This window comes from Paenibacillus sp. FSL R10-2771 (genome assembly GCF_038000205.1).
GTDB lineage: Bacteria > Bacillota > Bacilli > Paenibacillales > Paenibacillaceae > Paenibacillus_AQ > Paenibacillus_AQ phytohabitans.
In genome coordinates, this window is record NZ_JBBOBM010000001.1 from 249,219 (window position 1) to 274,996 (window position 25,778).

Sequence of the window (25,778 nt, forward strand, 5' to 3'; positions counted from 1 at the left end):
CGATGATGACTCAGGTAATTTGCGGAGACCCCGAAATATAAACAATAGCGAAACAGGCCATCAGCGGAGGAAACCGCTGATGGCCTGTTCTCATGAGAAGCGCTGGCGGTACTCCCGCGGTGACAGCCCCTCCAGCTTCATGAAGGTGGAGCTGAAGTAAGGCGCCTGGTTGAAGCCGACCTCTTCGGCAATCCGGGCGATAGGGAAGCTGGTCTGCATCAGCAGCAGCTTGCTCTGCTCGATCCGGTAACGGAGCAGATATTCCATCGGTGCACAGCCATACGCCTTGTTCATGCAGCGGGCAATATAGACCGGATGAAAGTTAAGGCTGTCTCCGAGCATCGCCGTAGTGATCTCTTCGCGGTAATGGGCGCGGAGGAAGGAGGCGGCCTGCTCAGCGCATACAGTGGACTGGGAGCTGTGCTGCTCCGGCTTCACGGAAGCGGCAAGCAGCTGCAGAATATCCTGGAAGAGAGTCTGCTGCCGGAAGCGGACCGATTCCAGGTGGGCAGTGGCTTGCAGCTGCCCCAGCTGGGCTAGCAGCTCTTCGATCTTGGCCGGCTGCAGCAGAGTGACGAATTGCGACAACGCGAGGTTAAACGAGCTGATATTGAAGAACGAAGCGGGCAGGCCGCCCACCGGCTCATTCGGGCTGCCGGAATCAAGTGCGGAACCGGGCAGCGCGGGCCAGTCATGGAAGGTTTGAAAATGAAGCCAATAATAGGCTGTCTCCTCCCGGCAGCCCTCCGTTCCGAAGTGGTGGCAATCCGGACGAAGGATTAAGGCATCTCCTGTCTTTACCGTAAACCGCCGCTCCTCTTCACCGATGTACAGGCAGCCTTGCCGGACGACGAGCAGATCGAATACTTTGATGTGCTGGCGGTTCGGATGCTGATAGCCGGGCGGGTAGTGATTGAAGCCGCTTGCAATATAATGCGGCAGGGGAGGAATGCGGAATAGGAGCGGATTCATTAGGGTAGCCTCCTGCAGGATGGTTTGAATATTGAAAGTTTAGGTTTGAGATATGGTACATTTTCCAGAGTATATCATCTATAATTTATTTCGAGCAAGCTTGAATTGCAAGGCTTGATTACACAGGTTATAGCAGCCGCATATCGGCAGAGGAGGGTTTATTCCATGAAACCCATGGGTGGGAAGAGCGGACTGTGGATGCTGGCCTGGCCTATATTTATTGAAATATTTCTGCAAACGCTGCTCGGGACAGTGGACACTATCATGGTCAGCCGGATCTCTGATGATGCCGTTGCCGTTGTAGGCATTTCGAATCAGTTATTTGGCGCTTTGATTACACTGTTTACCACGTTCGCCGGAGGTGCAGGTATACTGATTGCGCAGCGGCTCGGCTCCGGCCGCAATGAAGAGGCGCGTACGATTGCGATTATGGGAGTTACCGTAAGCACTCTCCTGGGGGTTGCCTTCAGTGTCAGCTTATTTCTGTATGCCGATCCGGTTGCCCGGATGCTTCATATTTCAGGAGAGCTGATTCCGCTATCTCATGTCTATCTCACTTATGTAGGCGGCGGATTGTTCATGGTTGGAATGACTGCCTCTCTAGGCTCTGCAATCCGCAATACAGGCAATACACGCGGGCCGATGTATACGGGAGTGGCTGTGAATGTTATTCATATTCTGCTCAATTATATTCTGATCTTCGGCATGTTCGGCCTGCCGGAGATGGGACTAAGCGGCATTGCGGTCTCCACGATGATCAGCAGGCTGATCGGTGTGGCTGTACTGCTGTATATGTTCAGCAGCGCTTTTGAGCGCAGAATCAGACTGCCGGATTTTCGGACCTTCCACCGCAAATTATTCGCGGAGATCGTCAGGATCAGCTGGCCGCTGGGACTGAACTCCTCCTCCTGGGTGCTGTCACAGCTGGTGATTTATTCTTTTCTCGCCCTGCTGGGTGCCAAGGAGCTGGCTGCACGTACCTATCTGAACACGCTGGAGTCCTTCTGCTTCACGCTGGGTTATGCCATCGCCATGGCCGGGCAGATTCAGATCGCCTATCTCTTCGGTGCCAAGCAGACGCAGGAGGCCTATCGTGCAGCATACCGGACGCTGTACATCGGGCTGGCTATCGTCAGCGCCAATGTGCTGCTATTGTATTTGTTCGGCCGGTCGCTGCTCGGATTCTTCACTGCCGATCCGGAGATTGTCGCTATCGGCGTATCCCTGCTGGCGCTTAATCTGCTGCTGCAGCCGTGCAAAATGCTAAATATGGCTATGGGCAACTCGCTTAATGCGATTGGTGATACCCGCTATACCATGGTGGTCTCGATGATCTCCATGACGCTGATTGGCGTAGGCGGCTCCTACTGGCTCGGAATTTCGTCCGGCTGGGGGCTGCTGGGTATCTACTGCTGCATGATTGCCGATGAAGCGGCAAGAGGAGGACTGGTGCTGCTGCGCTGGCGGAAACGGAAGGTGCTGAATCAGGCCGAATCGCAGTTTGCCGGGCGCCGGCAGGGAGTGAGGGAGAAGCCGGGCGTGGCATGTTCGGTAGAGCTTTAGAAGTATATATGATGATATGAGCGCGGGAGTACGCACACCATTCCCCCGGATTCTTCTCCTGAAGGAGAGTAATCCGGGGGCTTATTTGCGTTCAAGCGTGGTTACTGCACAAAAGTATGAAATGTACACCCTGGGGTTGGCAATAAAATACAGGGATAGCTGTAAGGTTCACTGTTCAGCTGCAGGAGGTATCTTCTATACTCAGGGCATCCATTGGACGAAGCCATAAGGGCCGCGAGGGGCGGAGGCTTCGGAGCCAGTGCCGCCAACTTATATAGGTATAGGAGAGTGAAGGCTTTGAGACACCGTAAGCGCAAGTCGGGTATGCCACTCGCTATCCAGCTTCCACTGAAGGGAACAGGCGGGCTGTCCCCGCAGATAGAGTCCGGCACGCGGAAGAGAAGGAAGAAGGGATTTCTGCATGAGCTGATTCATAACCGGATTCTTTTTCTGATGCTGCTGCCGGCGCTGCTGTTCTTCCTGGTCAATTCGTATTTCCCGATGGTCGGCGTGTATTATGCGTTCACCCAATTTGATTTCAATTCCGGGTTGTTTGATGCTCCCTTCGTGGGTCTGAAGAACTTCGAGTTTCTCTGGAAATCGGGTACGCTGATCAAGCTGACGCTCAATACCATCGGCTACAATCTGGCCTTCATCCTGCTCGGCAACGTACTGGCAATTGTCTGTGCGATCCTGCTTAGTGAGCTGCGCCACAAATGGTTCAAGAAACTAACCCAGTCGATTATGTTCCTGCCGTATTTTGTTTCTTTCGTTATTCTGAGCGTCATCGTCTACAACGTGTTCAATTATGATAGCGGTTTCTTGAACACCTTGCTGGCCCGGTTCGGAGCGGGACCTGTGGATGTCTATAATAAGCCGCTGGTCTGGATCTTCCTGATCATCCTGTTCTATCTGTGGAAAAATCTCGGCTACAGCATGGTTATCTACCTGGCGGCCATCACAGGGATCAGCGATGAGTACTATGAAGCGGCCAAAATTGACGGAGCGCATATTTTTCAGCGGATCTGGTATATTACGGTGCCGATGCTGAAGTCTACCTTCATAGTGCTGCTGCTATTCTCCCTCGGAAGCATTATGAAGGGGCAGTTTGACCTCTTTTACCAGCTGATCGGCAACAACGGGGTGCTGTATAACACAACAGATATTCTGGATACGTACGTCTTCCGCTCCCTGAAGGTGACCTTTGATATCGGCATGGCGACGGCGGCTGGGCTGTACCAATCGTTGTTCGGCTTCATCCTGATCATGACGGTGAACTACATGATCCGCAAAATCAATGATGATTACGCGTTGTTCTAGGAGGAGAGAAAGAGCATGCATATTAAAGACGATCACTATACCAGGCTGCTGCAGGGGCTGGCGTACACGGTTATTATCATCGGCTCGCTGGCGTGTCTGATCCCGTTTCTGCTGATTATATCGGCCTCGCTGTCCTCCAATGAATCGATTATCAGGGACGGTTACCATCTGATTCCTGCGGAATTCTCACTGGAAGGATACAAGACGGTGTTCACTTTTCCGGATGAGGTACTGCGCGCCTATGGCGTTACTCTGTTCACTACACTTACGGGGACGACGCTGGGGCTGTTCTTCATGACTATGGCTGGTTATGTGCTGGCCCGCAGGGATTTCAAATACCGCAATACGTTCTCGTTCTATATCTATTTCACCACGCTGTTCGGCGGGGGCCTCGTGCCCTGGTACATTATGATGACCAAATATCTGCATCTGACCGACTCGTATGGAGCATTGATTCTGCCGGGGCTGATGACGCCGTTCCTGATTATTCTGATGAAGAACTTCATCCGTTCTGCCGTTCCTGAGGAGCTGTTCGAATCTGCCAAGATTGACGGGGCGGGTGATTTCAAAATATACTGGCGGATTGTGCTGCAGCTGTCGATGCCCGGCATTGCCACGGTTGGACTGTTTCTCGCGCTGACGTACTGGAACGACTGGTTCTCGTCTTCCCTGTTCATCAATGACACACACAAGTATCAGCTGCAGTTCCACCTGTACAATGTGATCAACTCGGCTTCCTTCATTGCGAACATGGGAGCGGGAACCGGGGTAAGTCTCGGGGCAGATCTGCCTACAGAGTCAACGAAAATGGCGATGGCCATCGTTGTCACCGGACCTATTCTGTTTCTGTACCCGTTCATTCAGCGCTATTTCGTTAAAGGCCTGACGATCGGCGCGGTAAAAGGTTAGAACCTTGTAGCAGATCCGCGCTGTCTTTGGCGGCTGCTATTCGGCTAACATAGATATTGTGAGGAGCTGAACCAGGAAGCAGTATTACCAAACAACATTTTTGGGAGGGTTCATGATGAGCAAGAATGCACGGAAAAAACCGCTGGCTGTCCTGACAGCCATGCTGGCGGTCTCGCTGCTCGCTGCGGGATGCGGCGGCAGTAACGGCAACAATAAAGAGGCAGCGGGCAGCACGGATAGCGGTAAAAACAACACGGCTGCGGCAACAGAGGGCAGTACAACTGCTACGGCAGAACCCGGAATTGACACCTCCAAGAAAGTGGAGCTGCAGTTCTACATGCTCGGCGATGCGCCGAAGGATCTGCCGGCGATTGAAGCCGAAGTCAACAAGATGGCGGCAGCGGAGCTTAATACAACGGTTAAATTCAACTATACGAGCTGGACGGACTGGGATCAGAAATACAAGCTGCTGCTCTCCTCGGGCCAGGCGATTGACCTGATCTTCACGGCGGACTGGACCCAGTATGCTTCCTATGCGAAACGCGGTGCGTTCCTGGCCCTCGATGATCTGCTGCCTAAGGCCGCGCCGGAGCTGCAGAAATTCGTTCCTGAGTCGATGTGGGAGGATGTTAAAGTAGACGGCAAAATCTATACAGTGCCTGCGACGTACAAAGAATACGTGACCAACGGCTTCGTCTGGCGGGAGGACCTGCGCAAGAAATACAATCTTCCCCAGCCTACGGATCTGGCCAGCTATGAGGCTTACATGGACGGAATCCGCCAGAATGAACCGGATATGATGCCGGCCTCCCTGAATAGCGACATCGGCAATAATCTTCATTACATTTATACCGAGCTGAATAAGATGGTCGGTGCGCTGCCATATGGGATGGGCGTGAAATATGAATCCCCTACTGAAGTGTACTCGTACTGGGGCTCCGATGAGCAAAAAGAAGAGCTGAAGGTCATGAAGCGCTGGCAGGAAAAAGGCTTCATTCCCAAGAATGTGCTGAATATCAAGGATACGATGCAGGACCCGATTACTTCCGGCAAGGCGGCGAGCATGTTCGGGGATAATCCGACGCGCTTTAATGATATGGTCATGAAGATTAGCACCACACATCCCGAATGGGAGCTGGGGTATTATCCGTTCGGCAAGACGACGGGGTATGCCACTCCGGTGCATCCGGTTCATAATGGTTTTGCGATTCCGAAGAGCAGCAAGAATCCGGAGCGGGCGCTCGCTTTCTATGAAAAGCTGGTCCTGGACAAACGCTACAACCAGCTGACCGAATATGGGATTGAAGGCAAGAACTATACTGTGGAAGACGGCTATTACAAGCTGCTGGGAACCAGCCAGACCAACGGCTTCACCCGGGAGGGCATGAACGGCTGGGCATGGAGAAATCCGGAGTATATGCTGTTCGACAAGGGTTTTGACGGGGTGAAGGCAATCTTCGATGAACTCGACAAGATTCAGAAGCCCGATCTGTTCCTCGGCTTTGCAGAGGACTATACTTCCTATCAGGCAGAGAAGGCGGCGCTGGAGCAGGTCGAGAAGCAATATCTGTTCCCGCTCGAAGCGGGATTGGTGGAGGATATCGACAAGGGGCTGGAAACCTTCATGCAGAAGGCCAAGCAGGCCGGACTCGAGAAGATTCAGGCGGAGTGGACGAAGCAGTGGAACGCTTATACTGCGGAGAAAGGTATTAAGTAGAGAAGGGCCCCGGAAGCCGCATGGCTTTTGGGGCTTTTTTATGGGCAGGTGGTAGGAGGGGGCAGGTGCAACGGAGGCGCATTGGGTGGACGCTCCGAAAACGGAATGATGTTCCGATCGCTGTTGTATCCGGATTTTATTTATTTTACCTTAGCGGTGAAAATCCGTATACAAAGGCGACCGCTGCCGCTTCTCCACATTCATTCCGTCTTCTCCGCTGTTTAAGCGGTAGCCAGACCTGCACACAGCACTCGAAGCAAAAGAAAGCCACGTCAGACATCGGCTTCCGTGGTAGGGGAGGAGAGCAGAAAAGCCAGTCTCCGTGTATATGGAGACTGGCCAAAGCGGAGGAGCTTCTCCGCGTAGCTAGAGGCGGGCTTGGCGTTCCGCCAAAGCGAGGGAACACCAAGCAAAGCGTGAGAACATCCAGCAAAGCGTGAAAACATCCGCCAAAGTGGAAGGGGCATCTCCGTAGAGTTAGTGACGGCTTGGTGTTCCATCAAAGCGAGGGAACAACCACCAAAGCGGAGGGGGTATCTCCGAGTAGTTAGAGGCGGGCTTGGTGTTCCACCAAAGCGAGGGAGCAACCACCAAAGCGTGGGAATAACTAGCAAAATGAAGGGAGCACCTCCATAGAATTAGAGGCGGGCTTGGTGTTCCACCAAAGCGAGGGAGCATCCACCAAAGCAGGAGAATATCCACCAAAGCGGGGGAGTTCTCTGTGTACTGGGGACTAATCTTGCACAAAATACAACATTTCTGCTCAATATGCGCTAGCTAAGCGGGGATTGTTGTATGAAATGCAACATTTTGCCTCATTCTAGCGGCTAATCGCGAGGATTGTTGTATTTCCTACAACAATCCTTATAAATGCCCTGTATTGTTGGCTTAGTGTTGTAATACGTACAACATTTAGCTTGTCACAACCAATTTCAATGGGAACCGGGCGGGAACAGGAATAGGAACTGGAGTTAGATTGTGACTTGAGCTGGAGCTGGAGCTGGAGCTGGAGCTGGAGCTGGAGCTGGAGCGAGCTGGGACCGGAAAATGAAACTGGGACTTGAGCTGGAACTGAGACTTGAGGTGGAACAGGAACTAGAGCTGGAATTGGATTGGAACTGGAATGGAACTGGGACTTTAGCTGGAACTGGAACCGGAATTGGAACCAGCTACAGCAGAACTGCCGGAAATGCCAGCATAGCCGGCACTCCCAGAACATTAATGTGTCAACAATTAAGCATTCTTCGAACGCCGGTAATCCGTAGGCGTCGTACCGAAGCTGCGTTTGAACATCCGGTGCAGATAAGAGCTGCTGGTGAAGCCGCAGCGCTCGGCAATGCTCGTTACCGGCAGGTCGGTGTTCTCCAGCAAGGCGCATACCTCGCGCATCCGCACCTCCAGAATGACATCGACGATACTGTTCATGGTCTGCTGCTTGTAAAGGCGGCTGATATAGATCGGCGACATATCCAGCTCATCAGCAATCTGATTGAGACTTAGGTTCGGCTTCATGTAATTTTCGCTGATCTTGCTATTAATCTGGCAGATCAGATCATGCTGCTTGGAGTTCTTCTTCTCGTCCAGCTGTTCGCGCAATGCAGTGAAGAGAGCGGAGAAGGCTTCCTCCAGCTCGTCAATGGTCTCAATGGAATCCAGGCAAGGCAGCCCGCTGATTGCGTCGTTTTGTAAACGGTTACGTTTCTGGACAGTATTCACGATCTCCCTGACCGTCACGCTGAGTCTGGATACCGTTAACTGCACCGTCTGAAAGGGAAAGGCTTCGGTCTCCCGGATAATGCTGCTGAACTGCCCGGCAGCGTCCTCCAGTTTACCGCTCAGTAGCGCATCGGTGAGCTTCTTCTCCTTATCGGTAGGATAATGATACGTACTGGACTCAAGAGCGCATATGTCCTGGGCGTTAATGATACAGCCATGTCCGTAGAACAGTCGGTGATTCGACGCTTCCCGGACCTGCTTGTAGAGCTGGTGCAGCTGGCCCGCGTTATGGTCAATATGACTGTAGGTGAGGGTAAGGCTTAGCTTCAGATAGTCGGAGCAGGCCTGCTGGATCTGCCGGAGCAGCGTCTCGATCAGCCCGGTATCCGTATACTCCACGGGATCGATAATGTTCAGCAGCACAAGGATGCCGTCATCGTTCATATCCACAGTCTCGACCCGGTACGTCTGGCCGCAAATTTCCGAAGCGATATTCATAATGGCAAACTTGGAGGCCAGCAGGTAGGAAGAGCAGGCTTCCCTGAACTCTTTGTAGTGATCAATCCGCAGCAGGATCAGGCGGAAATCATCATTGAAGGTGAAGTGAATCCCGAGCTGGCGCAGCTTCTCTACCTGCTGAATAGACTGCAACGGCTTGAGGCCGAGAATGAGATCGCGCAGTGTATTTTGCCGGATCATGAACATGCTGTCTCGTTTCTCCGTTTCAAGAATGTTCATCTCGCTGACAATCCGGTCAATTGGCAGATACAGGCTTCTGGACATGATCCAGGAGAGGCCGATGCCGGCCACCAGAACAAGGGCTGCAATAAGCAGGGTGGTGTTGCGGATAGTATTCGTATGCTCAGTAATGTTGTCGTAGGGTGTAATCCGCACATACTGCCAGCTTAAGTCATCCGGTGCAGTATAAGAAATCAGCGAGTTCACGCCACCGAAGGGCCCGATGAAATAACCCGCCTCCTGGCCTTTGATCCGCTGTTCAATCCATCCGGCTTCCTCCGGGGAGAGCTCCTGCTGCTTCAGGCTGTTGCCGGACAGAAAAGCCCCCTGATCGTCCAGAATGTAAGTGGCGCTGGCAGAATTATTAGGACTGGTGATTTCCTTATTGATCCAGGGGGCAGAGATGTTAACGATTACCGCAGAGTTGATAGCCCGGTCCCAGCCGATGGCATCCAGACACAAAAAAGTATAAGCACGAACCTGGTCATTCTCCCGTGCACCATTGGAATACACTCTGGGAATCGGTGTGAAGGCCTTGTAATCCTGATAATGGCCCAGGATATCCAGAATAGGGGTGTCTACCAGCTCTTGCTCAGTAAATACACCGTTCTGCCCGTGGGAAGAGGCAATATACAGCTGTCCGCTTTTGGGATTATAGACATATATGGACTCAATATAAGGCATGGAGCTTAAGTAATTGCCCAGCTCGGACATGGCTGCCGTGACATCATAGATATCAGGCTTGTCGTAGAAAACAATTTTGGAGATCGTACTGTTGCGGTAAATTTGAAAAGAAAGCGATTGCGCAGCATCGGTCATGTTAACGACTTCCCTGCTGGTCTGCGTGAGGTTGCCGAGGTCGGACTGGAAGGCCTGCTTTTTTTCCACACCGATATAGTAATTATAATAGATGATGGTGGAGACAAGAAAAGTTAAGGAGACGCAAAGCGTAATACTGACTAATAACCTGCTGTACAATGCTCTTCGATTGCCGAGTTTGTGCAGTCCCATAAACAGCCCCCTGATTCACTGTGTACTCTGGCGATACCGGCCTGATCTATATTGTTCATAGTACAATTATAAGCTGCATACCATGAACGGGACAGTAGAGCAAGGTTACAACAGTGAACAGGATGGAGAATCGGGCAGTGAACAAATGCAAGATTTGTGTACAAAAGCTACCATAGTGCAGTTTTAACGATACGGTATATCCCGGTAAAGCGGGGGTACAGCCGGAGCTGGTTCAGTAATCTGCATCAGCAGCGGGGTTACCTTGAAGCCGTTGACCGGGGCCAGATCCTGCGAGCAGGAGGAGAGGGCGACGATCACGTCAGTCAGTGCTAGGAGCGCGACATAATCGCCGGGCCGGGAGAGTGGCTCTTCAATGACATAGTCAAGATTCTCATCCAGCGCATTGTTCATGAACCAGTTGATCGGATCGGGCAGCTCTTTGTGACCCAGCTGATATTTATGCAGCGCCTTCTGTAGATTGTCATGGCAGTTCGGATGCTCCTCCAGCCCGAAGTCGATTTTGTAGCGGTAATAGTCGCATGCCGGAAAAAAGAAATCATGTTTCCCCACCGTATCCTTCGTCAGCTGCATAAGCAGTCTGCGGCGGTTGCTGTAGAGGCCGTCGCCGGGCTTGAGCCGGATACTGCTGAGCGAGGATCTCATGTGTACGGGGGAGACATGCTCGTCAGGGTCTTCGGCATTGAAGCAGACGAAATCGCCCACCTGCTTGCCCTCGGTATCGATGATGTAGAGCGTCTGGCCTTGGCGGACCCGCGCGCTTCTTCCCTCGTAAGCCGGTACCAGGATTTCTTCAATTACCTTGTCTGTGGTCACGGTACAATCACCTGCCTCATCTGTTTATTCTATGAATACCGCGACGGCACGGATAGGGGAGCCGGTGCCTCGGCGGATCCGGAGCGGAAGTCCGAAATACAGGAAACGCTTCTGGGCGATCAGATGCAGATTGCAGAGATTCTCGGTATTGGTCATCCGGTACTCACGGCAGATCAGGTGGCCGGAAAATAGCGGGTCCAGCGGGTTATCAATAGAAGGCGCATCAATGCCGATGTTAATGATCCCCTGCTTCGCCAGCCATCCGGCCGCTTCATAATCCAGGCCAGTATAGCGGGTCAGCCATTCTTCAGTGCCGTAGGCACGGTTATAATGTCCAGTGTACAGCAGGACGATATCGCCTTTATCCAGATGGAGATGGTCTTTGCGCAGCGCCTGTTCCAGATCAGGCCGGGTAATGTAGGCGTCCGGTGAAATATGGGAGAGGTCCAGGCAGACAGCCGGTCCGTAAAAATACTCCAGCGGCATCTCATCAATCGTCGGCCCGTGCGGATCATATTCGTAAATTGCATCGCTGTGGGTCGGACCATGCTCGTTAATCAGCAGGTTGTTCGTGGCAAACTCGAAGCCGAGCTTGTTCTTACTCTCTTCATGGCTCATATTGGGGAAGATCATCGTCTTCTGATGCGGCGGAAAAACCGGCATTCCCTGATAGATTTCCTGTGAGAGATCAATCACTTGAATCCCCATGTAGCGTACTCCTTTCATTTAAAATACGGGCTCAAACGAGCGGCGGCAGCACGGTGAAGGCATCGGCGTCGATCAGGCCGATGTCGGTGATTTTCCAGGCCGGGCTGGTGACCAGCGACAGGAAGGAGAGATGCATGAACGGGACATGCAGCGTACAGCCCAGCTCCTCGCGGGCCAGCCGGTGCAGCTCGGTAATTCTTGCACTCATCTCTTTGCCGGTCAGCTCATCGGTCATCAATCCGCCGATGCGCAGCGGCAGATCGCCGACCACCTTGCCGCCTTCGATCATGGCGATGCCGCCGTCCATCGCGATGACGCGGTTGACCGCAGTCACCATATCTGCGTAATTGGTGCCGGTGACGATAATATTATGGGTGTCATGCGCCACGCTTTCGGCGATGGCACCGGCCTTCAGCTTCATGCCGCGGACGAAGGTTTTGCCGATCTTGCCGCTGCGGCCATGCCGTTCTACGACGAGCAAAGGCAGCAGGTCGTCCTCGACAGAGAGCTGCACAACGCCATCCTTCACAGCGGCGGTGTAGATGCCGGAGCCGGTCAGATTCTGGTCGGGGATGACCCCGATGGCGCGGACCCGGACGGTTCCTTGGGCACCTTCAGCGGAGAGCTGAAGGTCCTCCAGCTTAACCGGCTTGCGCTTCACAGACTTTTTAACAGAGTCCGGATAGATATAGGAGGGGATCTCACGGGTCAGCTCGCCATCACTGGCAACCTTGGCTCCGCTGATATAGACTTCGGCAATGGTCATGTTCGTCAGGTCGCTGATGACAGCGATATCGGCCTTCTTGCCTGGAGCCAGCACGCCGATATCCTGGAAGCCGAAATGGGTGGCTGGATTGATCGTGGCCATCTGAATCGCCTCAACCGGATCAATGCCGACGGCGATCGTCCGGCGGATGATATCATTCATATGGCCGTGCTTTAGCAGATCCTCCGGCACCATATCGTCGGAGACCAGGATGGCCCGCCGGGAATCCATACCCTCCTCGGTGATTGCCCGGATGCACTCCGCCATATTGCGCTGCGAGGAGCCTTCGCGTATGAATACACTGACCCCGTAGCGCAGCTTCTCCATCATTTCTTCCTTGGTCGTTGTCTCATGGCAGGAGACATGGCCGCCGCCGCAGATGATGTGGGCAGCCAGCTCCTGGCCGGACAGGCCGGGGGCGTTGCCCTCAATGCTTTTGCCGATAGCCTTGGCATAGGACACTGAAGCGAGCAGATCATCGATCAGGTAAGGGGCGTTGCGGTATACGGGATGGACGTTGCTGAAGCCCTGCAGCTCGCCGATTCCCTGAACATGGTCGTCATTCAGCAGTTCCTGCATATCTTTGGAGCCGATATCTGCGCCTGCGGTCTCAAGACCGGGCACATCGGGTGTAAGGCAAGGTACGGTGAACAGCACGCGGTTAGGCAGGGTCTTCGCTTCTTCAATCATCGCCTTCATTCCGGGAACGCCCAGCACATTGCCAATCTCATGGGGATCAGCCACCAGCGTGGTTGTTCCGGTTGGAATCGACAGCTTGGAGAACTCCGTAACCGTCAGCATCGCACTTTCAAAATGCATATGTGAATCGATAAAGCCCGGACTGATGAATTTACCGCGCATATCCTCGACTACTGTGGACGGCCCGATCAGTTTATCAGCCTCGCCCACAAGCAGAATCCGGTCACCTTTAATAGCTACATCACCGGGGTAAATCTCACGGGTGATTACATTGATAATATAGCCGCCCTTCAGCACCAGGTCGGCATGGAGCTGGCCGGAGAGCAGCACATCAATCATCCGCCGCCGCTGAATCGCATCTTTGATATCGGTTGTCAGCATAATCTACAAGCCTCCTGCTCTGGGACAATCCACACTATCCACGATTCCGACAATTGCGGCATCTATAGGAGCATTCGGATGCGTCGACGCCCGTGAAGCCACGCTGCCCACTGCATAGATAATGGTCTCTCCGATGCCTGCTCCTACAGTATCAACCGCAATAAGCGGCTGTCCCGCCGGGGTGTTATCGGGAAGAATGGGCTGTACGATCAGCAGCTTGGCACCGACGAGATTCTCATCTTTGCGTGTAGCTACGACGTGTCCAGTAATGATTCCCAGCTTCATGTGATCACCTCTTCTATTCAAATCCTGCATGGTTAATCTCAATTCCGTATTGCCGGGCGGTGTCCCGGGCCAGCGGGGTAATGACTGCCGGGCCGTTCAGAGTAATGGAGGTTCTGCCCAGCTTGAGGGCTGCGATGATATCCTCCTCTGTCAGCACCTGCTTCCTCGGCGGTTCATTACTGGAAGACAGCCAGCTTCCTAGACCGCTGGGCGCCAGGAGCCTGATCCCGTAGCCGGATATTGCGGTCACCATGCTGCGCATTTTCTCTTTCAGCAGCGGACTGGCCTGAGATAAACCCTGCTCGCTCCAGCGGTAATGTTCCGGCTCCGCTCCGAGAGTAAGAGCGCCCACCGGCTTGCCGGCACATAAGGCCTCCACAATCAGCCTCACGAAGGGATGCCCGGTATCCAGCTGAACAATCCCGGACAGGAGAGACAGCGACAATACAGGAATAAACAAGGCATCAGCATCGGCCGGGGAGAGTCTATGGGCCTGCCCGGGGGGGATAAGGTCATCTACTCCGGTTTGTCGTGCAAGTGCTCCGGCGCTATTTGTCCCGAGCAGCTGATCTTCCGCCCATACGCGCAGCCTGAAGTTACCTGTGCTTAAGCCCCGCACCGCAGCGTAACCATCCTCCATGCCGATAAAATGGCCGGCCAGCAGCACCAGCACCCGGGGATATTCCTCATTCAGCGCTGCCGTTCTGGACCGGTAAGACAATCCCAGCAGGGCATTCTCCGCAACTGTGCTATGCCGGCTGTCCATAGGAGTGCTTATTCAATGCCTTTGGACAGCAGTGCGCGTTCCACTTCACTGTGCGGACGGGGAATGACATGAACGGACACCAGTTCACCGACCCGTTTGGCAGCGGCAGCTCCCGCATCCGTAGCGGCTTTTACGGCGCCTACGTCCCCGCGTACCATAACCGTGACCAGACCAAAGCCGATTTTTTCATATCCGCAGATTTCCACGTTTGCTGCCTTCACCATGGCATCGGCTGCTTCAATTGCACCTACCAGACCTTTAGTTTCGATCAATCCGAGTGATTCTCCCATTATAGAAAACCTCCAATAATTTAGTTGTAATTCAAAAATGCCTGCTGGAAACGAGATACGCAGTAAGGGGATAAGACAGATAGACAGGCGGACGGACGGACAGACGGACAGACGAACAGACGAACAGATAGATAGACTGATAGTTAGATAGGTAGATAGGTGGACAGATAGACAGACAGACAGGCAGGCAGGCAGGCAGGCAGATAGACAGATAGATAGATAGGTAGATAGGTAGATAGGTAGATAGGTAGATAGGTAGATTGTTAGTGCTTATTCAATTTCTGGCAGATCCGGGGCCGAGGTACTGGCTGTTCCGGTTTGGTCGGTTTGATCAGCTTCAGCAAGTATGGCAGGTGCGGCAGATTTGGCTCCGTCCGATGTAGTTCCGGCGTCTGTCGTCTTGAAGTCTGCCGACAGGCCCGGCAGGAATCTGGACAGTATTTTGCGGTTCACATCTTCGTGGGCCTTGGCGATGACATGGGCGGAAATGACTGTACCTATCCGCTGGGCTTCGGCTTTGCCTGCATCTACCGCCGCGCCGACCGCAGCAACATCACCGCTTAAGTGAATGGTTACACCGAGTGAACCGCCGACGCCGATAACCTTCTCAACGGCAATCAGCTGCACATCCGCCGCTTTCAGGGCCGCATCTGCGGCGGAGACGGCGGTGGTATATCCGAGAGTCTCAATCAATCCGAGTGCCTGCATCACCGGCACCTCCTTTGTTATTGATGGGCTTAGTCTTTAGGACTGCTTGAGCGACAGGGCGGGATTACTTGTTTTATCAGAGTTGCTACTGGTCTGCAAAGCGTGTTAACCCAGGCAGCACACTTGCCAGCTGAGCGGAGGTTCCGCTGATTATGCAGTAGCTGCGTTCGGCGCGGAGGCTAAGGCCTGCATCCGGGCAGCCGCCGAGCAGCTGTTCCGCGAGGCCGATGCTGCTCCAGCGCGAGGCGGCATCGATTACGGCAATGGCCTCCTGTTGGCCTGCAGCCAGATGCCGCCGCAGCAGCGGGCCGGGCTGCAGGCTCGTGTATACCCGGACCCGGCGGGCGGAATCCCGCTGCAGGATGCCGGTGAGCTCCGTCAGCAAGCGGTCCAGCTTGGCGGAATCGTTGCTGAACAGCCGTAGCTCAAAGCTCCCGCCGCTGGCGCCCCACTGGATATCTGCTTCCAGAGCAGGATCACTGCCCAGCAGTTCTTCTGCGGCGAACAGCTGGCCCGGATGGCAGACAGGAACGCTTAGTATGCCTGCTGAGCTGCAGCTGCGGCCAGCAGTGCCTAGCACGCCGCGAAGCCTGCTGCTGATTACAGGGAACAGCCAGGCATCCATAGTTCCATCCCGGATGAGGGGGAAGGGAGTGTCCGGTGAAGCGGTGTTCCGGGAGTATGTTATTCCAGCTGAATCCTTGATCTGGGTAGCGCCAGCCCCGGGGATACCGGGCCGGCAGGGAATATCTCCGGCTGAATTCTTGCCCGAATGCTGAGCACCGACTGGAATAGAAGCCTGCCCACTCCCGGAAGATTGCCAGCCCCCGGAAGAATGCACGCTCCCGGTAGGAAGGGTGCGCAAGAGCAGAGGGGACAGATACCGTTCGGCAAAGCTCCGATGATCCCCAGGCACATTGACTGCCTGGGATCGTCCGGTAGCTGTGGATGCTGCCGGCAGTTCCTGAGGAAGATGTCTGTTGCTGAGTTGTGCAGCGTTATCCGGCAACCGGACTGGAGTAGGGGATGCACCGGGCAGGCCAAGTAATGCGAGCCTCTTCCCGGCCTGCTCCCGCTGGTAATTGACCCGCTTGATCCCGCCCGGAGGTTGCGGACAATCCCGGGGACTGCTGCAAGTGTCCGGGCAGTCCGCCTGCTTGCCTGCTGAACAGGAAGGGCCGGCGGAAACAGAAGCCGGAGCAGAAGAAGCAGAAGCAGCAGCAGCAGCAGCAGTCGCACCCGGAGCCGGAGCAGAAGAAGCAACAGGAGCAGCAGAAGCAGCCGTAGTAGCCGGAGCAGCAGAAGCAGCAGGAGTAGCCGTAGCAGAAGAAACAGAAGCCGGAGCGGGAGCAAAGACAGAAGCAAGCGCCGGAGCTGGAATAGGAACGGTAACGGGTGAAGTAACGGTAACAAGTGGAGCAACGGTAACAGGTGAAACAACGGATATGAGAGCAGGAGCAGCAGGGTGATTTCGCTCCAGAACCTCGGCAACAATGCTCTTCATGAAATTGGACAAGGGAAATCACCTCCTAAACTAAGTATGAATGCGCCCGTATAGGTTTCCTTCAGACAATTTTTCAGACAACTTGGGATCGTGTTGTTCACACGCAGAGAAGTGCTGCCAAACGGAAAAACGTCCACTAATCATAGGAAGAGTCCTATATAGCGTGCAGTACAAGCTAAACTTTAAAGACACTAACGAAAATCCTGCACGAAATACAACATTCCCCTCGTGAAATGGTAGCCTAATCCGGAATTGTTGTATAAAAGGCAACATTCCTCCCGTATTCAAGCTGCTAAGCGGGAAATTGTTGTATTTCATACAACAATCCTTACAATTTCCCAAGTATCGGGGTGTCTAAGTTGTAAAACGTACAACTTTTAGGCCTGTACTTACAGATGTGCTTACAGTAGTACTCACAGTACTTACAGACGTACTTACAGTAGCGGCTAGAAGGTAGTACTCACAGATGTACTTGCAGTAGTACTCACAGTCCTCACAGATGTACTCACAGATGTACTTGCAGTAGTACTCACAGTCCTCACAGATGTACTCACAGATGTACTCACAGATGTACTCACAGTAGTACTCACAGATGTACTTACAGATGTACTCACAGTAGTACTCACAGATGTACTTACAGTAGCGGCTAGGAGGTAGCACTTACAGACGTACTTACAGTAGCTGCTAGGAGATAGTACTCACAGATGTACTTAAGTTACTCGTTTCGCTGCCGGGCAGCGGGCCGGAGAGTAATGCGTTAGTCCTCGGGTGGAGTGCCACGTGTTGTATATAGCCAGCGCATATTCATGGCTATTTACACGCAGCCGCAGAAACGTTTCTAGCTGTCCTTGCTACCCGCACTTTATAACCGGCTTGCTCCGGTCACCGCTGATTTGCAGCCTGTTAGCTATAGTCTTAGGTGCATGCATATAGTTCTATAGTTCAATCCATCTACAGCAGCATCCGCGCCAGATCCGGGTGCGGACGCGGAATCACGTTGGAGGAAATCAGCTGTCCTCCGGCCCGGGGGCAGGCGGTGATACCGGCTTCCACAGCCGCCTGAACTGCGGCGACATCCCCTTCGACGATAACCGTTATAAGTCCGGAGCCGACGCGCTTGAAGTCGACCAGCTTCACATTTGCTGCTTTGCACATCGCATCCAGTGCTTCGAGGGCCGGGGTTAGTCCCCGGGTCTCGATCAATCCGATCGCTTGCATGATCCACCTCCTGTTAAGCTAATTTGTATCTCCATGATCCGGCTTCATCGTCTATAAATAATCTGCCAGCTCGATACTCTCCTGACCGGGGATGGAGGTCCGCCGGTAATGCTCCGCTTCAGCCAGCGGGAAGGTGGCGTCGATGCCCATTTTGGCGGTGACGCCGCGCAGGTTGTGCGAGGGCTCAAGCGGAGAACCCTTCGCTCCAGTGATAATGAAGGTGTCGAGGTCAGCCTGGACACGGGTGGCGATCGCCCACTCCACATCAAGCGGGTCCAGCAGGTTGACGTCCTCGTCGACAACGACCACATGCTTGAGATCTTTGTCGCCAGCGAAGGCGGCTAGAAGGGCGGTTTTGCCGTCGCCTTCCTGCACCTTCCGGATGCGGATGACCGCATGATAACGCCCGACGCCGCCCATGGTGATGTGAACATCTTTGACACCGGGGACGACCTGGCGGACGGAGCCCAGCAGGGCAATCTCACGTGCAATCGCCATCGGCAGCTTCTCCTCATAGCTGGCCGGGAGAATGGTCTGCCAGACCGGATTGTTCCGGTAGGTGACAGCAGAGAATTCGACGACCGGCTGCTCGGTGCGCGGGCCGTAGTAACCGCCGAGCTCGCCGAACGGACCTTCCGGTTCGCGGACCCGGGGGAGAATCCGGCCCTCGAATACAACCTCGGCCTCGGCCAACACTTCAAGATCGATCGTCTTGCAGCGGACTACTGCAAGCGGCTGGCCAAGCAGGGCAGAGGCGACCTCCAGCTTATCGGCATGGAACAGGTGGGTGCTGACCTGGGAAGCCAGCACGACTGCCGGGACGATGCCGAACATGAATGCCGCCTCCATCGGCTCACCGCGCTCCTCGAATTCCCTGTACTGCTGGAATAATTCAGGGGAGGAGATCAGGATGCTGGTCCGGTTGCCGTCCAGCAGCTGCATCCGCCGGATGGAGGTGTAGCGCTTCTGCCCGTCCGCGCCTTTGACGACCATCACCCCGGAGACATAATAAGCTCCGCTGTCCAAGGCGTTATAGGTGCAGACCGGGAACAGCTCCCGCAGGTTAATCCGGCTCGTAATCACGTTGTCCTGCACCGGAGCCTGATCACAGCTTCTCGTAGGCAGCGGATGAACAACGGCCTCGATCAGCCGTGGCAGCAAGTCTTCCGGCTGCATGCCCATACTCCCGGCGAGCAGCTCTTTGGAGCCGCCAAGACCGGCTGCCATCGGGACGGAGTAACCTTTTACCTTCTGGAAGACCATGGGCTGCCTGCCCTTCACGGCCTTAATCACGGCCCCTAGCTCAAACTTGGGGTCCACCTCCTTGCGGACCTTCAGCAGCCGGCCGCTGCGTTCCCAGTGCTCCAGCAATTGCCGTATATTCATGAATGCCATCCGGGCTGCACCTCCTTCACTCATTAATTGTTGAACTGTACACCGTTGTAAGCTTCAGCGTGCCTTGACTCGCGCACCTTCCAAAAAGGGAATAAAAAAAGAAGCCGCAGACATAGAGAAAAAAGATTCTCTAAATCGCGGCTTCCTTCATTCTGTGAACAGAAATGGGGCAAACCTTATATTGGGGCAGCGGATCTGGATATAATCGGGATCAGCCGGTATAAGTCATCATCACGTAAGCTTAAGTTCCATTATAGTGAAAAAAAGCGAAAAGTAAATGACTAATGTTATATTACATGACCTTACTTCTGATGCGGAAAGTACGCGGGGAGAGTCCACTCTCTCTTTTGAACATATTGCAGAATTGGGCATCATTAACGAATCCGGCAGCGGAAGAGACCTCGGAGATATGCATTTGGGTATGCAGCAGCAGAGATTTGGCATAATCCAGGCGCTTCAGTACAAGATAACGGTGCGGGGAATGTCCAAATCTTTCCTTGAACAGATGCCGGAAGCGGTCGTAGCTATAACCGGACATTTCTGCCAGAGAGGACACGGAGAGCTTATGGCGGTAATGCTCATTCATATAATTCAGCACATACTGCATCTGATCCTCTGCCGGGGAATGGAAATCCGAGGCGGCGAGCAGCCGCTGCAGATACACGGTAATTTCGCTCATTTGCAGATTCAGCAGCTCGGCGAACCCGTCGCGCTTGCGCTTGAATTCCGCATTCATCCGCTGCAGGGTCTGCAGTACGGTATGTTCCTTATCATCGTCAAAAACGCCGGATAGTGTATTGATAATCGGATTGCCGCAATGGAAGCCGACGAACAGCACCTCCGGGCTGGGCTGATGATTCTCGTCATGCTTGAAACCTGCCGGAATCAGGCCAAAGGTGAAGGGCCGGAAATGATAGCTGCGCGGTCCAATGCTGCAGGTTCCCTGGCCATGGATATAATACACAAGCTCGAAACATTCATGCTGATGCGGAGGGATATACGTATTTGCTTCATGCTCTGCATTTACAATATATAGAACACGGTCCATGATGAGCCTCCCTTTATCGTCATTTAGCCGAATCGTACAAAAAGATGACCGAAAATATATAAATATTTATCTTTTCTTTTGTTATGATCTTATCAATTAAACCGAAGATTCTCAACTGGACTGGCCATCTTGTTCGGATTTATGCGGTTTTTTCGAGAAATGTAACATGAAATGTTTGGTTTTCAAGGTAAATTGCTTGTTTTCAGAATTTCAACCGTCTTTTATTCATGCTGCCCGATGCTACCCGTTAGACAAAACGTGTAATTGGAACTTTATGCTATTTTATCAGCGTTGATCTATTACAAAACAGGGGTGTGAACTTAGAAAATGAAAAAGAAGATGCTCGCTTTATTGCTGATGGCGGTTATGGTACTGGTCACTGCATGCGGAAACAACACGTCCGGCAATGGTAATGCGGTCAACTCCGGAACAAATGCTGAAGGCGGAGAGGCTGCTGCAGGGGACAAGCTCAAGGTGGTGCTGCTTATTCCGGGAACGCTGGGCGACAAGTCGTTTTTTGATGCGGCGAACAGCGGCCTGCAAAAAGTGAAGGACGAGCTCGGCGCCGAAACAAAAGTGGTCGAAATGGGCGCGGACAAGACGAAGTGGGAACCTACTTTTAATGATATTGCTGCTGAGGATTGGGATGTTGTCATCTCGGGCGGCTCAGAAATTACGGAAATGTTCAATGCAACGGCTGAGGCGAATCCGGATAAAAAATTCATCAACTACGATACCGATATCGATGAAGCGCCTGAAAATATGTACAACATGTCGTATTCGACCAATGAGGTCTCTTTCCTGGCAGGGGCGGCGGCAGCACTTGCGACACAGTCTGATATGCCGAATGCCAACCCGGAGAATGTGATCGGATTCTTGGGCGGGATGGATATCCCCGGCATTAATGCTTTTCTGGTGGGCTACATCCAGGGCGCACAGTATGTTGATCCGGATGTGAAGGTAGCGGTATCCTATGCCGGAGATTTCGTGAACCCTGCCAAAGGCAAGGAATTGTCGCTGATCCAGTACAACTCGGGTGTGGATATTATTTTCAACGTAGCCGGCGGTACGGGACTGGGAATCTTTGATGCAGCCAAGGAAAAGACTAAATATGCTATCGGTGTTGATTCGGACCAGGCGCTGCTGCTGAAAGATACGGATAGTGAAAAAGCAAACCTGATTGTCACTTCCGCGATTAAAAAGATCGATACGGCCATTCTCGGCGCAGTGAAAAAACTGCAGGACGGGACGCTTGAGATGGGCAAACGTGATGTGCTCGGCTTCGTTGAAGACGGCGTAGGCATTGCGGAGAATGACATTTACAAAGACGTATTCCCTGCTGATCTGCAGGCTAAGGTGGAAGAAGTGAAGCAGAAGCTGATTAATAAGGAAGTTACCGTCGACAATGCGATGGGCATGGAAACGGCTGAAGTTGAAGCGATCCGCAATGCCGTGAAGCCTTAAGATTATTGATCAAAGATAGCTTTATAAAATGAAATTGGCTTATACAGCTCTGCAGTTGGAGGCTCTTCTCTTTGGGAGAGCTCCAGCTGCCTATTTTTGCAGACCACCCAAGTTGAAAGGCGTTGATGACCCATGGCAAATGCTCTGCTGGAAATGCGGGGAATCACCAAAGTATACCCGAACGGCGTTGTTGCCAATAAGGATGTCGGATTCTCCCTGCGGGAGGGCGAAATCCATGCGATCGCGGGAGAGAATGGAGCCGGTAAATCGACTCTGATGAAAATCATGTTTGGGATGGAGGAGCCGAGTGAAGGCGCGATCTATATCCGGGGAGAACAAGTGAAGCTGCAGTCCCCGCAGGACGCAATTGACCGCGGCATCGGCATGGTTCATCAGCATTTCATGCTGGTGCCTTCTTTTACTGTGGCCGAAAATATGGTGCTGGGCATGGAGCCGCGAAAAGGTGTGGGCTTCAATGCTGGTGAAGCGGTGCGTCTGACGGAGGAAACGGCACGCAAATATAACCTCTCGGTAAACGCCAGGGCTAAGGTGGAGGATCTGTCGGTCGGCATGAAGCAGAAGGTGGAAATTCTGAAGGCACTGGTTCGCGGGGCCAAAATCCTCATCCTCGACGAGCCGACCGCCGTGCTGACTCCGCAGGAAACAGAGGAGCTGTTCCATGAGCTGCAGCAGCTTAAGGAGCAGGGTCACACCATCGTGTTTATCTCGCACAAGCTGAAGGAAGTTAAAGCAATCTGTGACCGGATTACCATTATGCGCGGCGGCAGGAGCGAAGGGGTCTTCCAGACCCGCGAGGTGACGGAGCAGGAAATTTCACGGCTGATGGTCGGCCGCGATGTTGTGCTGAAGTACGACAAGGACAGCATTCCGCAGGGCAAGCCGGTGCTAAGGGTAGAGCAGCTGGCAGTTTCGGACAGTCAGGGCAAAGCACTCCTCGCGGAGATTAGCTTCTCGGTCCGCGAAGGCCAGATTGTAGGCATCGCCGGCGTCGAAGGGAACGGGCAGACGCAGCTGATTGAAGCGCTGACCGGTGGTCTGCGCGGCGTCTCCGGCAGTGGGGCGGTTAGTGTAAAAGGCACGGATATCCGCGGGCTGGATATTCTGGGCATCCGCAGCCTGGGCGTATCTTATATCCCGGAGGACCGGATGCGGCAGGGCTCCGCCGGAGACGCCAGCATTGCCGACAACCTGATCTCTACGCGCTACCGTTCGAAGGATATGAATAAGGGGCCTTTTCTCCACAGCTCCAAAATTGCTGCTCTGGCGTCATCGCTGGTAGAAGAATTCAAAGTGCGCTGCTCCGGTACACGGCAGCCAGTCGGCATGCTATCCGGCGGCAATATGCAGAAGGTGGTCGTTGCAAGGGAGTGCTCCACGAATCCGCAGCTGCTGATCGCTGAGCAGCCGACCCGGGGTGTGGATATCGGGGCTGCGCAATTCATTCATCAGAAGCTGCTGGAGCTGCGCTCGGACAAATGCGCCATAGTTCTGGTATCGGCGGATCTGAATGAAATTCTGGAGCTGAGCGACAGTCTTCTTGTGATGTATGAGGGGCAGATCGTTGCGTATTTCGATAATCCTTCTGCCGTGAGTGAGGAAGAGCTGGGACTCTATATGCTGGGAATTAACCGGCAGGACAAAGAGCAGACCGGGAGGGCCTTAAATCATGTTTAGAGCTAAATATTTTGAGGCAATCCGGACGGCAGCGGTTATTGGCATTGCGCTGATTATCGCATTCCTGATCATCTCGCTGGTCAGTGACCAGCCGCTCAAGACGATTGGCATTTTCCTGCTGGAGCCGTTCTCCACCAAGGGGCATATCGGCAATGTCATTGAGATGGCCATTCCGCTGATGTTCACCGGCCTTGCCGTCTCGCTGTTGTTCCGGGCCAATATGTTCAACCTGGGGGCAGAGGGGATCTTTTATTTCTCCGGTGTCGTGGCCTCTGTACTGGCGATTCATCTCAGCCTGAACAGCTGGCTGCATCCGCTGGTAGCAATATTGGCAGGCTCTATCACAGGGGCGCTGCTGTCAGCCATTCCCGGAATTCTCAAAGCGAAGTGGAACGCCAATGAACTGGTGACCTCGCTGATGTTCAATAATATCCTGTTCGGGGTGGGGCTATACCTGCTGAACTATCATCTGCGGGATGCCAAGGCCTTCGCCAACGTTTCGTTTAAATTCGAGAAAACTGCGCAACTGAGTAAGCTTTTTGCAGGCACACGGATTCATACCGGACTTATTATTGTATTGGTGCTGATCGTACTGGCCCATCTGTTCCTCTACCGGACCAAATGGGGCTATGAGCTGCGGATGACAGGCGTCAACCGGGAGTTTGCCCGTTACTCGGGCATGAAGACTGCCAAGGTTATCATTCTCGTGCATCTGATCGCCGGGTTTATTGCCGGGATGGGCGGCTCGGTGGAAGTACTCGGAATGTACAGCCGCTTTCAGTGGACGTCTTTGCCGGGCTATGGCCTGGATGGTGCCCTGGTGGCGATGCTGGCCAAGAACAATCCGCTGTCTGTCATTGTCTCTGCGCTTTTCCTGGCCTATATCCGTATTGGAGCCGATCTGATGGCGCGGCTGTCCGATGTGCCGTCCGAGATGATCTCGATCATTCAGGCTGTGATTATCCTGCTGATTTCGGCTGAGCAGTTCCTCAAGTTCTGGAAGAACCGCATGCTGCTGAAGGAGGCGAAGGAAGCATGAACAGTCTGCTAGATGTCATTCTGACGACGGATTTTGCCTTCTCTGTACTGCGTGTGACAACACCTATCCTGTTCGCTGCACTGGGAGCGCTCATCTCGAACCGTGCCGGAATCATCAACATCGGGATGGAAGGGATTATGCTGGTCTCGGCTCTGGCCGGTGTTATTGTCAGCGCCTATACGCATAGCGCCTGGGTCGGGCTGCTGGGTGCGGTATTGTCGGGAACGCTGATTGCCGGGATTTTGGCCTTTTTCACCTTGAAATTCAAGACACATATCATTCTAGGCGGTGTGGCGATTAATATGTTCGCCTCAGGCGGAACGGTGTTTATTCTGTATCTGCTCAGCGGGGACAAGGGTTCATCGACCTCCTTGGCGAGCAAAGTATTGCCGAGTGTGCAGATTCCGCTGCTGAAGGATATTCCGGTGCTGGGTCCGATTCTGTCGGGACATCACATTCTGACTTATTTCTCGATTCTGTCTGTGCTTGTGGTCTATTATCTGCTGAACCGCACCCCGCTGGGGCTGCGTATCCGCTCGGTAGGCGAGAATCCGCATGCAGCCCAGTCGGTTGGAGTCAGCGTGGTCCGGATCCAGTACACGGCGCTGCTGCTCAGCGGCTTCTTCGCCAGTCTGGGCGGAGCTTATATGTCGATGGGCTATTTGTCGCTGTTCACCCGTGATATGGTGGCCGGCCGGGGCTGGATTGCGATTGCTGCTGAATCCATGGGCCGGAGTACAACCGTAGGAACAGCGTTAACTTCGCTGCTCTTCGGCGCAGCCGATGCGCTCTCCAATGCCCTGCAGGTGCTGAAGATTCCGGCGGAGCTGATCGCCACGCTTCCTTACGTGGCGACGGTAGTGGGGCTGATTATATACGCGGTTTCGGAGACAAGGAAGAAGAACAAGAAGCTTAAGACGACTGCCAAATAGATAGATCTATAAGAAGCACTAAAGAATTTAGCGAAAAGCAAAAAGAAGCGTAGGGCTGCCTTCGGCTTTTCAATATTAAACCTACAAGGGAGCGACAACG

21 protein-coding genes are annotated in these 25,778 nt (G+C 53.5%); 8 read left to right on the forward strand and 13 right to left on the reverse strand.

Going from position 1 to position 25,778, the window contains the following annotated elements:
• Positions 1-90: 90 nt before the first annotated feature.
• Positions 91-972, reverse strand: coding sequence for a helix-turn-helix transcriptional regulator (locus tag NSU14_RS01205; protein WP_340942229.1), 882 nt, complete (start codon positions 970-972; stop codon positions 91-93).
• Between the two features lie 165 nt (positions 973-1,137).
• On the opposite strand from NSU14_RS01205, the gene NSU14_RS01210 reads away from it, so the two are divergent.
• From NSU14_RS01210 to NSU14_RS01225, 4 genes are all read left to right on the forward strand, one after another.
• Positions 1,138-2,535 (forward strand): MATE family efflux transporter, encoded by a 1,398-nt coding sequence (locus NSU14_RS01210; protein WP_340942231.1) that lies wholly within the window; start codon positions 1,138-1,140, stop codon positions 2,533-2,535.
• A gap of 453 nt (positions 2,536-2,988) precedes the next feature.
• A complete protein-coding gene (locus tag NSU14_RS01215; protein ID WP_371916301.1) occupies positions 2,989-3,855 on the forward strand; it encodes an ABC transporter permease in 867 nt (288 codons plus the stop codon).
• A 15-nt stretch (positions 3,856-3,870) separates the two neighbouring features.
• Complete coding sequence (locus NSU14_RS01220; protein ID WP_039309445.1) at positions 3,871-4,764, forward strand: carbohydrate ABC transporter permease; 894 nt, start codon at positions 3,871-3,873, stop codon at positions 4,762-4,764.
• A 160-nt stretch (positions 4,765-4,924) separates the two neighbouring features.
• Positions 4,925-6,481: an extracellular solute-binding protein gene (locus NSU14_RS01225; protein ID WP_445670080.1), complete on the forward strand. Its 1,557-nt coding sequence runs from the start codon at positions 4,925-4,927 to the stop codon at positions 6,479-6,481.
• Positions 6,482-7,714: 1,233 nt separating this feature from the next.
• On the opposite strand, the gene NSU14_RS01230 is transcribed toward NSU14_RS01225, so the two are convergent.
• The 12 genes from NSU14_RS01230 to NSU14_RS01285 all read right to left on the reverse strand — a co-directional run bounded on the left by NSU14_RS01230 (position 7,715) and on the right by NSU14_RS01285 (position 20,548).
• Entirely contained in the window at positions 7,715-9,946 is a 2,232-nt protein-coding gene (locus tag NSU14_RS01230) for an AraC family transcriptional regulator (RefSeq protein WP_340942235.1), read from the reverse strand.
• A 183-nt stretch (positions 9,947-10,129) separates the two neighbouring features.
• Positions 10,130-10,780 carry an urea carboxylase-associated family protein gene (locus NSU14_RS01235; RefSeq protein WP_340942238.1) on the reverse strand — a complete coding sequence of 217 codons (651 nt, stop codon included), beginning with the start codon at positions 10,778-10,780 and terminating at the stop codon, positions 10,130-10,132.
• A 24-nt stretch (positions 10,781-10,804) separates the two neighbouring features.
• Entirely contained in the window at positions 10,805-11,488 is a 684-nt protein-coding gene (locus NSU14_RS01240) for a cyclase family protein (protein WP_039307263.1), read from the reverse strand.
• A gap of 31 nt (positions 11,489-11,519) precedes the next feature.
• Entirely contained in the window at positions 11,520-13,334 is a 1,815-nt protein-coding gene (ade, locus tag NSU14_RS01245) for an adenine deaminase (protein ID WP_340942242.1), read from the reverse strand.
• Between the two features lie 3 nt (positions 13,335-13,337).
• Positions 13,338-13,619 carry a EutN/CcmL family microcompartment protein gene (locus NSU14_RS01250; protein ID WP_039307265.1) on the reverse strand — a complete coding sequence of 94 codons (282 nt, stop codon included), beginning with the start codon at positions 13,617-13,619 and terminating at the stop codon, positions 13,338-13,340.
• Positions 13,620-13,632: 13 nt separating this feature from the next.
• A complete protein-coding gene (locus tag NSU14_RS01255) occupies positions 13,633-14,385 on the reverse strand; it encodes a hypothetical protein (protein WP_340942246.1) in 753 nt (250 codons plus the stop codon).
• Between the two features lie 8 nt (positions 14,386-14,393).
• Entirely contained in the window at positions 14,394-14,675 is a 282-nt protein-coding gene (locus NSU14_RS01260) for a BMC domain-containing protein (protein WP_019908484.1), read from the reverse strand.
• Positions 14,676-14,945: 270 nt separating this feature from the next.
• On the reverse strand, positions 14,946-15,383 hold the full coding sequence (locus tag NSU14_RS01265; protein ID WP_340942248.1) for a BMC domain-containing protein: 438 nt from the start codon (positions 15,381-15,383) through the stop codon (positions 14,946-14,948).
• 85 nt (positions 15,384-15,468) lie between these two features.
• Positions 15,469-16,899 carry a hypothetical protein gene (locus tag NSU14_RS01270; protein ID WP_340942251.1) on the reverse strand — a complete coding sequence of 477 codons (1,431 nt, stop codon included), beginning with the start codon at positions 16,897-16,899 and terminating at the stop codon, positions 15,469-15,471.
• A 939-nt stretch (positions 16,900-17,838) separates the two neighbouring features.
• On the reverse strand, positions 17,839-18,105 hold the full coding sequence (locus NSU14_RS01275) for a BMC domain-containing protein (RefSeq protein ID WP_076247750.1): 267 nt from the start codon (positions 18,103-18,105) through the stop codon (positions 17,839-17,841).
• A 51-nt stretch (positions 18,106-18,156) separates the two neighbouring features.
• A complete protein-coding gene (locus NSU14_RS01280) occupies positions 18,157-19,500 on the reverse strand; it encodes a UbiD family decarboxylase (protein ID WP_340942254.1) in 1,344 nt (447 codons plus the stop codon).
• A 292-nt stretch (positions 19,501-19,792) separates the two neighbouring features.
• On the reverse strand, positions 19,793-20,548 hold the full coding sequence (locus NSU14_RS01285) for a helix-turn-helix domain-containing protein (RefSeq protein ID WP_039307282.1): 756 nt from the start codon (positions 20,546-20,548) through the stop codon (positions 19,793-19,795).
• A 327-nt stretch (positions 20,549-20,875) separates the two neighbouring features.
• Between NSU14_RS01285 and NSU14_RS01290 the strand changes: the two genes are divergently transcribed.
• The 4 genes from NSU14_RS01290 (at position 20,876) to NSU14_RS01305 (ending at position 25,678) form a co-directional block, all read left to right on the forward strand.
• The gene (locus NSU14_RS01290; protein WP_042139960.1) at positions 20,876-22,012 is read left to right on the forward strand and encodes a BMP family ABC transporter substrate-binding protein; all 1,137 of its coding nucleotides are present in this window, start codon (positions 20,876-20,878) and stop codon (positions 22,010-22,012) included.
• 132 nt (positions 22,013-22,144) lie between these two features.
• Positions 22,145-23,707: an ABC transporter ATP-binding protein gene (locus NSU14_RS01295; RefSeq protein ID WP_340942258.1), complete on the forward strand. Its 1,563-nt coding sequence runs from the start codon at positions 22,145-22,147 to the stop codon at positions 23,705-23,707.
• Complete coding sequence (locus tag NSU14_RS01300) at positions 23,700-24,746, forward strand: ABC transporter permease (RefSeq protein ID WP_340942259.1); 1,047 nt, start codon at positions 23,700-23,702, stop codon at positions 24,744-24,746. Before NSU14_RS01295 ends, NSU14_RS01300 begins: the two co-directional genes overlap by 8 nt.
• Positions 24,743-25,678, forward strand: a complete 936-nt coding sequence (locus NSU14_RS01305; protein WP_042139958.1) for an ABC transporter permease — start codon at positions 24,743-24,745, stop codon at positions 25,676-25,678. Before NSU14_RS01300 ends, NSU14_RS01305 begins: the two co-directional genes overlap by 4 nt.
• Positions 25,679-25,778 lie beyond the last annotated feature (100 nt).